Here is a 13322-nt window from a genome sequence, read left to right as displayed (position 1 = left end):
ACGAGCGCGCCCAGAGAGCATCTCTGTAACGTCCGGTTCAACCGATCGCTACGTCAGAGATGCCGCTGGGCGCGCAAGATTAACAGCAATTGCTTACAGTTGGATCAATGCACATCCTTCCAGTATTCGCGTTTGAGCAGATAGGCGAATACGAAGAAGAAGGCCAGGTACAGCAACACATACGTACCGATGCGCTGATGCTCCAGTTTGACCGGATTGGCCGAGTAGGCCAGGAAGGTCACGAGGTTCTTGACCTTCTCGTCGAACTGCTCGTCTGTCAACGAACCTGGGGTTTCTATCTTCAGTTGATCGCACGCTTCATGAGTCAAAGGTGTGCCGGTCAACGGATCGTATTGCTTCTTGCCGTCTTCAACGACCTGGATCTGCTTGCATCCTACCACTTGCTTGCCTTGCAGGCCGACCAGAACGTTAGGCATGCCGACGTTCGGGAACACACGGTTGTTCACGCCATACGGACGTGCCGGGTCTTCGTAGAAGGATTTCAGGTAGCCGTAGAGCCAGTCGGTACCCCGCACACGGGCTACCAGGGTCAAGTCAGGCGGCGCTGCGCCGAACCAGGTCTTGGCGTCTGCAGGCTTCATGCCGATGGTCATGTGGTCGCCGATCTTGGCGCCCGTGAACACCAGCTTTTCCAGCATCATTTCATGGGGGATGCCAAGGTCATCGGCAACACGCTCGTAACGCTGGAACTTGGCGCTGTGGCAGCCCATGCAATAGTTGGCGAACGTGCGCGCGCCATCCTGCATGGCAGCCTTGTCAGACACGTCGATATCGACTTTTTCCAGCTCCGGTCCGCCATGCTCGGCAGCGAAGGACAGTAGCGGCAGTGCCGCAAGCATCAATGCAACGAATAACTTTTTCATCAGCCAGTCACCCTTTCCGGAACCGGTTTGGTCTTCTCGAGCCGGGTATAGAACGGCATCAGAATGAAGTAGGCGAAGTACAGGAAGGTGCAGACCTGCGACAGCAGCGTACGCTCTGGAGTCGGCGCCAAGACACCGAGTACACCCAGGATCACGAACGCAATGCAGAACACCCACAGCCAGATCTTGCTTAGCCAGCCCTTGTAGCGCATGGATTTGACCGGGCTGCGGTCAAGCCAAGGCAACACGAACAGCACCGCAATGGCCGCGCCCATGGCAATCACGCCCATGAGCTTGTCGGGGATCGCCCGCAAGATCGCGTAGAACGGTGTGAAGTACCAGACGGGGGCAATGTGCTCAGGTGTCTTGAAGGCGTTGGCCTGTTCGAAGTTAGGTTTCTCCAGGAAATAACCGCCCATCTCCGGGAAAAAGAACACGATCGAGCAGAACACGAACAGGAACACCACCACGCCGACAATGTCTTTCACGGTGTAGTAAGGGTGGAACGGAATGCCATCCAGCGGGATGCCGTTTTCGTCCTTGTGCTTCTTGATGTCCACGCCATCCGGGTTGTTGGAACCCACCTCGTGCAGCGCCAGGATGTGCAGTACCACCAGGCCCAGGATCACGATCGGCAAGGCCACCACGTGCAGGGCAAAGAAGCGGTTCAGGGTGATGCCCGAGATCAGGTAGTCACCCCGGATCCACTGGGTCAGGTCGTTGCCGATCACCGGGATCGCACCGAACAGCGAGATGATCACCTGGGCGCCCCAGTACGACATCTGGCCCCAGGGCAGCAGGTAGCCCATGAAGGCTTCAGCCATCAGCGCCAGGTAGATCAGCATGCCGAACACCCACACCAGCTCGCGGGGCTTCTGGTACGAGCCATAGAGCAGGCCGCGGAACATGTGCAGGTAGACGACGATAAAGAACGCCGACGCGCCCGTGGAGTGCAGCAGGCGCAGGATCGAGCCGTACTCGACGTCACGCATGATGTACTCGACCGAAGCAAACGCCTCTTCCGCCGACGGGGTGTAGCTCATCGTCAGCCAGACGCCGGTGACGATCTGGTTGACCAGCACCAGCAGTGCCAGGGAGCCGAAGAAGTAGAAGAAGTTGAAGTTTTTTGGCGCGTAATATTTGCTGAGATGGTCTTCCCACATTTTAGTGGCGGGGAAGCGCGCATCCACCCAATCCATGAACTTGCTCATCACGCGTTCTCCTTATCGAGGCCAATGACAATGAGGTCGTCAGTTTCGTAGGTGTGCGGAGGAACCGGCAGGTTCAAGGGAGCAGGCTGGGATTTGTAGACGCGGCCAGCGAGGTCGTAGTGGGAGCCGTGGCAGGGGCAGAAATAACCGCCGACCCAATCCTTGCCCAGGTCGACAGGGGCCACTTCCGGGCGGAAGGTAGGCGAGCAACCCAGGTGGGTACAGAGACCGACCAGTAGCAGGATCTCCGGCTTGATCGAACGCACTTCATTCTTGGCGTAGGCGGGTTGGTCGGACTTCTCGGATTGAGGGTCAGACAACTGGCCTTCGATCTTTTTGAGATTCCCCAGGATTTCCTCGGTACGACGAACAATGAAGACCGGCTGGCCGCGCCATTCAGCAATCATCTGCTGCCCTGGCTCGATCTTGCTGATATTCACCTTCACCGGTGCACCTGCGGCTTTCGCCTTGGCACTGGGAAACCATGACCCCACGAACGGGACCGCAGCCCCCACCGCTCCTGCAGCACCCACCACGGATGTGGCTGCTACCAAGAAGCGACGCCGGCCTGCATTCACGCCGTCATTGCTCATTCAGTCCTCTCCCATCAGCTTTTTGGCCTGTTAAATCAGGCGTCTACTAAGTGTTGAATCTTTACTTATAAAAATTTTGACGGATGGTAATGAAAAGCCCCACGTATGACAAGGGAATTGCCGGGAGCTCAGCCTCCAGGCCTTGTAGTATAGGGGGTCTACGGATGTGGCAAGTTGTCACGCACAAATTTATGCATAAATCGCAGGCAATAAAAAACGCCCAGCTCCGCGAAGGGGCTGGGCGTTTCTGTGGAACGTAAAGCGAATTAACGCTTCGAGTACTGCGGACGCTTACGCGCTTTACGCAGACCGACTTTCTTACGTTCAACTTCACGGGCATCGCGAGTCACGAAGCCAGCTTTGCGCAGAGCGCCACGCAGGGTTTCGTCGTACTGCATCAGAGCGCGAGTGATACCGTGGCGGATTGCGCCAGCTTGACCACTTACACCGCCACCGATAACGGTGACGTAGATGTCGAACTTTTCAACGGTCTCGGTCAATTCCAGCGGCTGACGAACTACCATGCGGGCAGTTTCGCGGCCGAAGAAGTTGTCCAGGGAGCGGTTGTTGATCGAGATGTTACCAGTACCCGGACGCAGGAAAACGCGAGCGGTTGCGGTTTTGCGACGGCCAGTGCCGTAATTTTGAGTCGCCGACATAATGAACTATTCCGTTAAAACTTCAGTTCTTGGGGCTGCTGAGCAGCATGAGGGTGTACAGCGCCCGCATAGACTTTCAGCTTGCGAAACATATCGCGACCCAGTGGGCCCTTAGGCAGCATGCCTTTGACCGCGATTTCGATCGGGGCTTCAGGCTTCTTGGCAATCAGGCCTTCGAAGTTGGAAGACTTGATACCGCCTGGGAAACCGGAGTGACGGTAGTACATTTTGTCGCTTGCTTTGTTGCCGGTTACACGAACCTGCTCAGCGTTGATGATCACGATGTAGTCACCGGTGTCAACGTGAGGGGTGTACTCAGGCTTGTGCTTGCCACGCAGACGGCTGGCGACTTCAGTGGCCAGACGACCCAGGGTCTGACCAGCGGCGTCGACGACAAACCAGTCGCGCTGAACTGTTTCCGGTTTTGCAGTAAAAGTTGTCATTCTTTAATAGCCTCAGGGGCCGCCCTGTAAATTAGACGGCGGATCTTACTGAATAGTGCGTACTTTGACAAGTCAAAGGCAGCCGGATACAGACGCTATCGGGGGCTCGGGTCGGCGCGTCCGTTCAACGGCAAGATTCTTCGGCAGGCGGCGCATCACTTCCACTGCAGAAAGAGGTGGGCAATTATGCAGATTGCGAAAAAAAATTCAACCTGCTTTTATGATTGTTTTCCCTGAAGGAGTACCCGATGGATTATCGACAGCTGGGCCGTACGGATCTGAACGTGAGCGCGATAGCCTTGGGCACCATGACCTGGGGCGAGCAGAACAGCGAGGCAGAGGCCTTCGCACAGATCGAGCGGGCCAAGGCCGCGGGGATCAACTTCCTCGACACGGCGGAAATGTACCCGGTGCCGCCCAAGGCCGACACCTATGCCACCACCGAGCGTTACATCGGCAATTACTTCAAAAGTCGTGGCGACCGTGCCGACTGGGTCCTGGCGAGCAAGATCGCCGGCCCCGGCAACACCATCGACTATATCCGCGATGGCCACCTGCGCCACAACCGCAAGCACATCGTCGACGCCCTGGATGCCAGCCTCAAACGCTTGCAGACCGACTGGATCGACCTCTACCAGTTGCACTGGCCGGAACGCAGCACCAATTTCTTCGGCCAACTGAGCTACAAGCACAAGGACGAAGACGATCTCACCCCGCTGGAGGAAACCCTCGAAGCGCTGGACGAGCAAGTCAAGGCGGGCAAGATTCGCCACATCGGCCTGTCCAACGAAACCCCATGGGGCACCATGAAATTCCTGGCACTGGCCGAAGCCCGTGGCTGGAGCCGTGCGGTGTCGATCCAGAATCCCTACAACCTGCTCAACCGTAGCTTTGAGGTAGGTTTGGCGGAAGTCGCGATTCGTGAACAGTGCGGCCTGCTGGCGTATTCGCCGCTGGCGTTTGGCATGCTCAGTGGCAAATACGAAGGTGGCGCACGCCCGGCCAAGGCCCGGTTGACCGAGTACAGCCGCTTCAGCCGTTACTTCAACCCGCAGTCGGAAGCGGCGTGCAGCCGTTATGTGGCGTTGGCACGGGAACACGGCCTGGACCCGGCGCAGATGGCGCTCGCGTTCGTGACCCAGCAGCCGTTCGTGACCAGCAACATCATTGGCGCCACCAGCCTGGAGCAACTGGACAGCAACATTGCCAGTGCCGACCTGAAACTCTCGAAAGAGGTTTTGGAAGGGATTGAGGCGATTCAGAAGGATCATCCGAACCCAGCGCCTTGATGGCCCCTTAAGCCGCCTTCGCGGGCAAGCCCGCTCCCACATTTGAATGTATTCACAAATCAAAGTGTGGGAGCGGGCTTGCCCGCGAAGAGGCCTTCAACAAGACTAAAGGTCAAAGCGCCCGCGCAATGATCTCCTTCATGATCTCGTTGGTCCCCGCGTAGATCCGCTGCACCCGCGCATCCGCCCACGCCCGTGCAATCGGGTATTCCCACATAAAGCCGTAGCCGCCGTGCAACTGCACGCACTCATCGAGCACCTTGCATTGCAAGTCCGTGGCCCAATACTTGGCCATCGCCGCCGTGGGCACATCCAGCTTGCCTTCCAGGTGCAGCGCCATGCATTTGTCGACGAACACACGGCCAATCTGAATCTCGGTGGCCATTTCCGCCAACTTGAAGCGAGTGTTCTGGAAATCCGCAATCGCCTTGCCGAATGCCTTCCGCTCGCGGGTGTATTCCAGGGTCCACTCCAGCGCTGCCTCGGCGGATGACAACGCGCCAATCGCTACCGTCAGTCGCTCCTGGGGCAACTCCTGCATCAAATACGCGAAGCCCATGCCGGCCTGGCCCAGCAGGTTTTCCTTGGGCACCCGCACATCCTGGAAGAACAGCTCCGACGTGTCCTGGGCTTTCATGCCGACTTTCTCCAGGCGCTTGCCTTTGTCGAAGCCCGGCGTGTCGGCCTCCACCAGAAACAGGCTGGTGCCCTTCGCGCCAGCCTTGGGATCGGTCTTGGCCACCACAATCACCAACTCCGCGAGGTAGCCATTGGTAATGAAGGTCTTGGAGCCATTGATCACGTATTCGTCACCGTCCAGCACCGCCGTGGTCTTCACGCCTTGCAGGTCGGAACCGGCGCCCGGCTCGGTCATGGCAATGGCCGTGACCATCTCGCCGGAGATCAGCTTGGGCAAATATTTGTGCTTCAGCGCCTCACTGCCGTAATGCAGGATGTACGGCGCAACAATGTCCGAATGCAGGGAAAAACCGATACCGGTCAGGCCCAGCCGGCTGATCTCTTCAATGACCACCGCGCTGTAGAGAAAGTCCGCACCCAGCCCGCCATATTCCTCCGGCAGATGGGAACACAGCATGCCCGCCTCCCCGGCCTTGTTCCATAAGCGGCGGTCGATATAGCCCTGCTTCTCCCAGTGTCCATGAAACGGCGCGGCATCTTTTTCGAGGAAGGTGCGCACGCTCTCGCGGAAGAGTTCGTGTTCCGGGCTGAACAAGGTTCTGGGAATCATGGGTCACCTGCGTGGATTGTCGGACAAGGACGAGCCCACAGAGACTATGCCGCGAAGGCATCACGGGACACTGGACACATGCGACAAAAAATAAGACGATCCAGCCGTCTGGTGACCACTTTCCCCTATAAGAATAAATGAAATTATGTCTAACCAAATCTCCACGCCGTTGCGGCGCGTCAGCATTTTGGCCATTGATCGGGTATTCGCTTCAACCCTCATGCAAGCCAAGGATTTCTTCCACCTCGCCAGCCTGCGGTACGGCAAACAGCAAGGCCTGGGCCTGACCCCCGCGTTTGAAACGCGCCTGGTCAGCCCCGACGGGCAATCGGTGCGCAGCTTCAGCGATGTGATCATGCCGGTGGACGGCGGCCTGGAAGACGCCGACATCATCGTGCTACCGGCTTTCTGGGATGACTTCGACGCCCTCTGCACCCGCTACCCCCAGGTGCTGCCATGGTTGCGTGCGCAACACGCACGCGGCGCCGTGTTGTGCGGCGAAGCCACCGGGGTGTTCTGGCTGGCCGAAGCCGGCCTGCTCGATGGCAAGGAAGCGACCACCTATTGGCGCTTCTTCAACGCGTTCACCGAACGCTTCCCCCAGGTACAGCTCAACCAGGACAAGCACCTCACCGACGCCGACAACCTGTATTGCGCCGGCGGCACCACCTCGGCGTGCGACCTCTATATCTACCTGATCGAACGCTTCTGCGGCGCCAACATCGCCCAGGCGGTGGCCCGCGACATTCTCTACGAAGTGCAGCGCAGCTATTCGCCTGGACGCATTGGGTTTGGCGGGCAGAAGTTACACCAGGACGTGATCATCCTGCAGATCCAGCATTGGCTCGAAGAGCACTTCGCCGACAAATTCCGCTTCGAAGACGTGGCCCGGGAACACGGCATGAGCATCCGCAATTTCATGCGTCGCTTCCAGACCGCTACCGGCGACAAGCCGCTGCATTACCTGCAACGTCTGCGCATCGAGACGGCCAAGGGACTGCTCTCGGGCAGCCGCAAGAGCATCAAGACCATCAGTTATGAAGTGGGTTATGACGATGCGAGTTTCTTTGCCAGGCTGTTCCGACAGCACACTGAACTGTCGCCAAACCAGTACCGCCAGCAATTCCAGCAGGCCGCGTAACTCCAGCAAGCCGCGTAACCAAGGGTGCACAGAAACCAAAATGTGGGAGGGGGCTTGCCCCCGATGGCAGCGTGTCAGTCACTGTAGATATTGACTGAACCACCGCTATCGGGCGCAAGCCCCCTCCCACATTTGTGTTGGGTTGCTGCTAAGGTTTGTGCCCGCGCGACAGGAACTCGTGGGACTGCATTTCCAGCAAGCGACTCAGCGTGCGCTGGAACTCGAAGTTCAAGCGCCCGCCGGTGTACAGATCCTTCAGCTCGACTTCCGCCGAAATGATCAGCTTGACGTTACGGTCGTAGAACTCGTCGACCATGTTGATAAAACGTCGTGCGATGTCGTCGGTGGTCACGCTCATCTGCTCCACGCCGCTCAAGATCACCGCATGGAAGATCTTGCCCAGTTCGATGTAGTCGTTCTGGCTACGCGGGCCGTCGCACAGCTGGCGGAATTCGAACCAAGCCACGTCATCGCAAGTACGCAGCGCGATGATTTCGCGGTTCTCGATCATCAGCTTGTCGTTTTCCACCGCCTGGGTGCATTCCGGCGTGAGGGCGCGGAAGCTCTTCTTCAGGCTTTCGTGGGCCGCTTCGTTCAGCGGGAAGTGGAACAGCTCCGCTTGCTCCAGGTGACGCAAGCGGTAGTCGACGCCGCTGTCGACGTTGACGATTTCGGTGTTCTGCTTGATCAGCGCGATGGCCGGCAGGAAGCGCGCGCGCTGCAGGCCGTCCTTGTACAAGCCGTCGGGCACGATGTTCGAGGTGGCGACCAGGGTCACGCCGTTCTTGAACAGCTCTTCCATCAGGGTGCCGAGGATCATGGCATCGGTGATGTCGGAGACGAAGAACTCATCGAAGCAGATCACCCGTGCTTCTTCGGAGAAGCGCTTGGCGATGATGGTCAGCGGGTTTTTCTCGCCCGGCAGGGTCTTCATCTCTTCGTGCACGCGCTTCATGAAGCGGTGGAAGTGCGTCCGCACTTTTTCCTTGAACGGCAACGCTTCGAAGAACGTGTCGACCAGGTAAGTCTTGCCCCGCCCCACGCCGCCCCAGAAATACAGGCCCTTGACCGGCGTATGGTCTTTCTTGCCAAACAGCTTGCTGAGCATCCCCGGCTTGCTTTGCGAGGCCGCAACCAGGTCGTCGTACAGGCGCTGCAAATGACGCACCGCCGTTTCCTGGGCCGCGTCATGGAAGAATTCAGGGCGTTTCAGATCAGCTTGATATCGTTCTAGGGGCGTCATAATTTCGTTAGCAAGGCAACAAAAACGGGCCGTCACTGTAACGACGGCCCCGGATAATGGCAATCAACCCTTGGTCGGGTTAATCCTCGAGGGGGGTCAACGCAACGCGCAGAGCGGCGATGGCAGCATCACGGGACGCTTCGTCGGCGAACTCGGCGCTGTCGGCCACTGCGGTGCCGTCCAGCCATACACTGAAGCTCAGGGCCTCGGTGCGTACGTCCAGCCCATCGCCGCTTTGCAGTTGCTTGGTCACCGCGCCCGCCGCTTTACCGTCAGCAAAGTTTCGCGACAGCAGCAGTTGCTCACCCTCGGCCGCCAGCAGGCGGAAGCGGAAGCTGCCGTCGTCTTCACGGAAGCTCACGAAGCGCGCGGCTTTTGCAGCTTTCTTCTTGGTCGCGACCGGCGCTGCGATCGGGTTGACGAACGAACGCAGGCCTACCGCCTCGCGCAGCTCGGCCAGGAAAGGTGCCGCCACGGCACGGGCCTTGTTGGCGCCGACCAGCAGCAGGTCTTCCATGTCCGACGGGCGCGACATCAATTGATGGTAACGCTCGCGGGCTTCGCCAAGCTGGCCGTCCAGCAGTTGGAACAGACGGTTCTTCGCCTCGCCCCAGCCCAGCCCTTGCAGCAGTTCGGCACGGAACTCTTCTTCCTGGGCCTTGCTGGCAAACGCCTGGTACAGGGTGAACAGGTGCGAATTGTCCGGGTCCTTGGCTTCGCCCGGCGCGCGGGAATCGGTGACGATGCGCGAGATCGCGTCCTTCATGTCCTTGGCGCTGGTGAACAACGGAATGGTGTTGTCATAGCTCTTGGACATCTTGCGACCATCCAGGCCCGGCAAGGTGGCGACGCTTTCTTCGATCAACGCCTCGGGCATGGTGAAGAATTCTTTACCGTTACCGAACAGGTGGTTGAAGCGCTGGCCGATGTCGCGGGCCATTTCCACGTGCTGGATCTGGTCGCGACCCACCGGCACCTTGTGCGCGTTGAACATCAGGATGTCCGCCGCCATCAGCACCGGGTAGCTGTAGAGGCCCATGCTGATGCCCGCATCCGGGTCTTCGCCGGCTTCCACGTTCTTGTCTACCGAGGCCTTGTACGCATGGGCGCGGTTGAGCAGGCCCTTGGCGGCAACGCAAGTGAGCAGCCAGGTCAGCTCGGGGATTTCCGGGATGTCGGACTGGCGGTAGAAGGTCACCCGGTTCACGTCCAGGCCACCGGCCAGCCAGGTCGCGGCGATTTCCATGCGCGAACGCTGGATGCGCTGCGGGTCATCGCATTTGATCAGGGCGTGGTAGTCGGCCAGGAAGTAAAAGGAGTCGGCATTGGCGTCCTGGCTGGCGAGGATAGCCGGGCGGATCGCACCGGCGTAGTTGCCCAGGTGCGGCGTGCCGGTGGTGGTGATGCCGGTGAGGATACGGGTACGAGTCGTCATGGGTAATCGCTTATCAGACTGCTATCAATTCGAAAGTCGCGGCAGCACCAGATCCTTCAGATCGGTGAGCTTGCCGTGAAAAAAGTGTCCGCATTCTGCCACTTTCAGCAGCTCATGGGGGCGATTCAAGGCGGCGGACCAAGCGTAGACGGTCTGCGGGTCGACCACTTCGTCGGTTTCCGGCTGGATCAGCGTCAATGGGCAGCCCTGGGGAAGCGCATCGGTATCGCGAAGACGCATCACCGCCGCCGCAACCATGAACAAATGTGACAGTTTTTCACCCTTGGCTTCCAGGCGCCCGCCGAGGCTGGCAGCGACGTAGCCACCGAAGGAAAAACCGAGCAAGGTGATCGGCAGGTCCGGGTGTTTTTCCCGCAGCCAGGTGGCGGCCGCTTCGGCGTCATCCACTTCGCCGGTGCTCATATCGTGGGTGCCGGCGCTCGCGCCAACGCCACGGTAATTGAAACGCAAGGTAATCAAACCGGCATCGCGAGCGGTGCGTTGCAGGGTCGATACAACTTTATTGAGCATGGTCCCGCCTTGCACCGGGTTGGGGTGGCAGATCAGCGCCAGGCCACGTGGCTCGGGGTGATCCAGGTACAAGGCTTCCAATTGGCCTACCGGGCCATCGATCAAAACGGGGGTTTCACGCATGAGCAAGAGATGAACTCCGTGACCTCACAAAGGGTCGACTCGTCTAGCTAAAAGTCTGTGCATGGCATCATTGCGAGCTTAATCGCGGTATACAGCGCAGGTTTGAGCCGTTAACGTAAAGCAAAGCCGTTTATAGAGGAAGGACTCGTGGAACACTCGCTCTTAGTTTGGTTGTTGCCGACTCTTGCCCTGGTTGCCGGTGTCGCCATTGGTTTCCTGGTTGCTCGCTTGCTGCCGAATGCCGCGCCTAACCGCACGCAGCGTCAGTTGGATGACATTCAGGAACGTTTTGACAGTTATCAGAACGAGGTTGTTACCCACTTCAACAGCACCGCGACCCTGGTCAAGAAGCTCACCCAGAGCTACCAGGAAGTACAGGATCACCTCGCCGATGGCGCCAACCGCCTGGCCCTCGACGACATCACCCGTCAGCGCCTGCTGGCCGCGCTGCATTCCGATGCACCGCAAACCCCACGGGAACGCCTGACCCCGCCACGGGAAAACCAGGAGCCACCACGGGACTACGCGCCAAAAACGCCGAACGCTCCAGGCATGCTGGATGAGCATTACGGTTTGAAGAAGTAACCTGATTCTCAAACACTAAAAAGCCCGGCTGATCGATGATCAGCCGGGCTTTTTTGTGAGTCTCACAAACAACATCAATCAAATGGGGGAGCGGGCTTGCTTGCGAAAGCGGTGGGTCAGTCAGCACATCGGTAACTGATAGACCCTATTCGCGAGCAAGCCCGCCCCCGCATTGACCGAGTTTGACCTTACGCCAATTGCTGTTCTTGCAAGCGCCCACCCTCGATGCGCACATGCCGCCCATGGAAGCGCTTGAGGCTGCTGCGATGGCCGACGCTGACGATGCTCAGCCCCGGCAACTCATCGATCAACGCCTGATACAGCGTCGCTTCATCCTCTTCATCCATCGCCGACGTGGCTTCGTCCATGTACAGCCATTGCGGCGCGAACAACAAGGCACGGGCAAAAGCCAGGCGTTGCTGCTCGCCCGGCGAGAGCATGCGCTGCCAGTGGTTGGCTTCCTCCAGCCGGCCGACCAGATGAGGCAGGCGGCAGGTTTCCAGGACCTGTGCATAACGTTCTGCCGGGTAGACGCTGTCGTCCTGTGGATAACTCAATACGGCCTTCAGCGTGCCGATCGGCAAGTAGGGCTTTTGTGGCAGGAACAGGTAACGCTTGGCCGGTAGACGAATGCTGCCGTGGCCGGCGGGCCAGAGATGCCCCATCGCGCGCAACAAGGTACTTTTGCCGCTGCCGGAACGGCCACTGAGCATCACACGCTGCCCCGGCTCAACGATCATATGGGCGTCGGTCAGCAGGTGGCGGCCATCGACCAGATCCATGCCCAGCCCCTGCACCACCAGGCGTTCGCCCTCGACGCATACATCGATGGCCGCTGGACGTTGCTCGTTGTCACGCATGGCCTGCTGAAAGCTCAGCAGACGGTCACTGGTCGCGCGCCAGCCGGCCAGGTCCGAGTACGCGCTGATAAACCAGCTGAAGTTGCCTTGCACGTTGCCGAACGCCGAGTTGATTTGCATCAGCTCACCCAACTCGATCTTGCCGGAGAAATAGCGCGGTGCTGCCACGATAAACGCAAACACGGTGGCAATCTGTTCGTAACCGGCAGTGAAAAACGTCAGGCGCTTGGACACCTTCATGATGTCCCAGTAGTTATGCCAGACCTTCCCGAAGCGAGCACTCAAGCGTTGATTCTCGTTGGGCTCGCCGTTGTACAGGGCGATACTTTCGGCGTTCTCCCGCACCCGCACCATCGAAAAACGCAGGTCTGCTTCGAAACGTTGTTGTTGGTTGCTCAAGCCGATCAAACGGCGACCGATCAGATGGGTCAACCAGCTGCCGACTGCCGCGTAAACCAAGGCACACCAGAACATGTAGCCTGGAATAGTGATACCGAAGACGTCGATGCTGCCCGACACGCCCCACAGGATGATCGAGAACGACACCAGGCTCACCACATTGCGCAGCAGGCCTAGGCCAAGGCTCAAGGTGTTCGAGGTAAAGCTATTGAGGTCTTCGGAAATCCGCTGGTCAGGGTTATCGGTGTAGCCGCCCTGCTCCAGCTGGTAGTAATTCTTGTGGCCCAGCCACCGTGCAAAATACTTTTCGGTCAACCACGCCCGCCAGCGAATGGTCAGCATCTGTGTCAAATAGAGACGGTACACCGCGCCAAGAATCGCCACGGTGGCGATGCCGCAGAAATAGCCGATCTGTTGCCAGAAGGCGGCGGTGTCCTTGTTCTCCAGGGCGTTGTAAAAATCCTTGTACCAGTGGTTGAGCCACACGGAGATCGCCACGCTGAACAGCGACAAACCGATCACCACCGCCAGCAACAACCAGGCCTTGCCCTTCTCTTCACTGCGCCAATAGGGCGTAATCATCGCCCAGGTGCGGCGGAAGAATTGCCCACGCACCGCGTCGTTGACCGCGGAGTACTCAGCGTTCGGATTCATCGTTCAGGCTCGGTAGGAAAAAG

The 13322-nt window shown here is 58.8% G+C and carries 13 protein-coding genes; 3 read left to right on the top strand and 10 right to left on the bottom strand.

Annotated features, from left to right (window positions below):
* Positions 1 to 104: 104 nt before the first annotated feature.
* From AC4PS7_RS00905 to rplM, 5 genes are all read right to left on the bottom strand, one after another.
* A complete protein-coding gene (locus AC4PS7_RS00905; protein ID WP_010213166.1) occupies positions 105 to 884 on the bottom strand; it encodes a cytochrome c1 in 780 nt (259 codons plus the stop codon).
* Positions 884 to 2095 (bottom strand): cytochrome b, encoded by a 1212-nt coding sequence (locus tag AC4PS7_RS00900; protein WP_003171746.1) that lies wholly within the window; start codon positions 2093 to 2095, stop codon positions 884 to 886. The genes AC4PS7_RS00905 and AC4PS7_RS00900 overlap by 1 nt, the downstream gene beginning before the upstream one ends.
* Positions 2095 to 2688, bottom strand: a complete 594-nt coding sequence (gene petA, locus AC4PS7_RS00895; protein ID WP_010213167.1) for a ubiquinol-cytochrome c reductase iron-sulfur subunit — start codon at positions 2686 to 2688, stop codon at positions 2095 to 2097. The genes AC4PS7_RS00900 and petA overlap by 1 nt, the downstream gene beginning before the upstream one ends.
* Before the next feature lie 266 nt (positions 2689 to 2954).
* Positions 2955 to 3347: a 30S ribosomal protein S9 gene (rpsI, locus tag AC4PS7_RS00890; protein WP_002555064.1), complete on the bottom strand. Its 393-nt coding sequence runs from the start codon at positions 3345 to 3347 to the stop codon at positions 2955 to 2957.
* 14 nt (positions 3348 to 3361) lie between these two features.
* Positions 3362 to 3790: a 50S ribosomal protein L13 gene (rplM, locus tag AC4PS7_RS00885; protein WP_003188508.1), complete on the bottom strand. Its 429-nt coding sequence runs from the start codon at positions 3788 to 3790 to the stop codon at positions 3362 to 3364.
* Between the two features lie 248 nt (positions 3791 to 4038).
* Here rplM and AC4PS7_RS00880 point away from each other — a divergent pair, with 248 nt between their 5' ends.
* Positions 4039 to 5079, top strand: a complete 1041-nt coding sequence (locus AC4PS7_RS00880; protein WP_021491892.1) for an NADP(H)-dependent aldo-keto reductase — start codon at positions 4039 to 4041, stop codon at positions 5077 to 5079.
* 112 nt (positions 5080 to 5191) lie between these two features.
* Here AC4PS7_RS00880 and AC4PS7_RS00875 read toward each other — a convergent pair whose 3' ends face one another.
* Positions 5192 to 6328, bottom strand: coding sequence for an acyl-CoA dehydrogenase family protein (locus tag AC4PS7_RS00875; RefSeq protein WP_010213169.1), 1137 nt, complete (start codon positions 6326 to 6328; stop codon positions 5192 to 5194).
* Between the two features lie 220 nt (positions 6329 to 6548).
* Between AC4PS7_RS00875 and AC4PS7_RS00870 the strand changes: the two genes are divergently transcribed.
* Positions 6549 to 7469, top strand: a complete 921-nt coding sequence (locus AC4PS7_RS00870) for a GlxA family transcriptional regulator (RefSeq protein WP_175439681.1) — start codon at positions 6549 to 6551, stop codon at positions 7467 to 7469.
* Between the two features lie 148 nt (positions 7470 to 7617).
* Here the strand turns inward: AC4PS7_RS00870 and zapE are convergent, their stop codons facing one another.
* The 3 genes from zapE to AC4PS7_RS00855 all read right to left on the bottom strand — a co-directional run bounded on the left by zapE (position 7618) and on the right by AC4PS7_RS00855 (position 10801).
* A complete protein-coding gene (gene zapE, locus AC4PS7_RS00865) occupies positions 7618 to 8712 on the bottom strand; it encodes a cell division protein ZapE (RefSeq protein ID WP_010213172.1) in 1095 nt (364 codons plus the stop codon).
* Between the two features lie 79 nt (positions 8713 to 8791).
* Positions 8792 to 10147 carry a tryptophan--tRNA ligase gene (locus AC4PS7_RS00860; protein ID WP_485616182.1) on the bottom strand — a complete coding sequence of 452 codons (1356 nt, stop codon included), beginning with the start codon at positions 10145 to 10147 and terminating at the stop codon, positions 8792 to 8794.
* Between the two features lie 24 nt (positions 10148 to 10171).
* Entirely contained in the window at positions 10172 to 10801 is a 630-nt protein-coding gene (locus AC4PS7_RS00855; RefSeq protein ID WP_021491894.1) for an alpha/beta hydrolase, read from the bottom strand.
* Between the two features lie 147 nt (positions 10802 to 10948).
* Here AC4PS7_RS00855 and AC4PS7_RS00850 point away from each other — a divergent pair, with 147 nt between their 5' ends.
* A complete protein-coding gene (locus tag AC4PS7_RS00850; RefSeq protein ID WP_003171734.1) occupies positions 10949 to 11386 on the top strand; it encodes a Z-ring associated ZapG family protein in 438 nt (145 codons plus the stop codon).
* A 188-nt stretch (positions 11387 to 11574) separates the two neighbouring features.
* On the opposite strand, the gene AC4PS7_RS00845 is transcribed toward AC4PS7_RS00850, so the two are convergent.
* Positions 11575 to 13299 (bottom strand): ABC transporter ATP-binding protein/permease, encoded by a 1725-nt coding sequence (locus AC4PS7_RS00845; RefSeq protein ID WP_021491895.1) that lies wholly within the window; start codon positions 13297 to 13299, stop codon positions 11575 to 11577.
* Positions 13300 to 13322 lie beyond the last annotated feature (23 nt).

It is taken from the genome of Pseudomonas sp. DW-iso3 (genome assembly GCF_058725305.1).
This window is presented reverse-complemented; position numbering and strand designations above follow the sequence as displayed.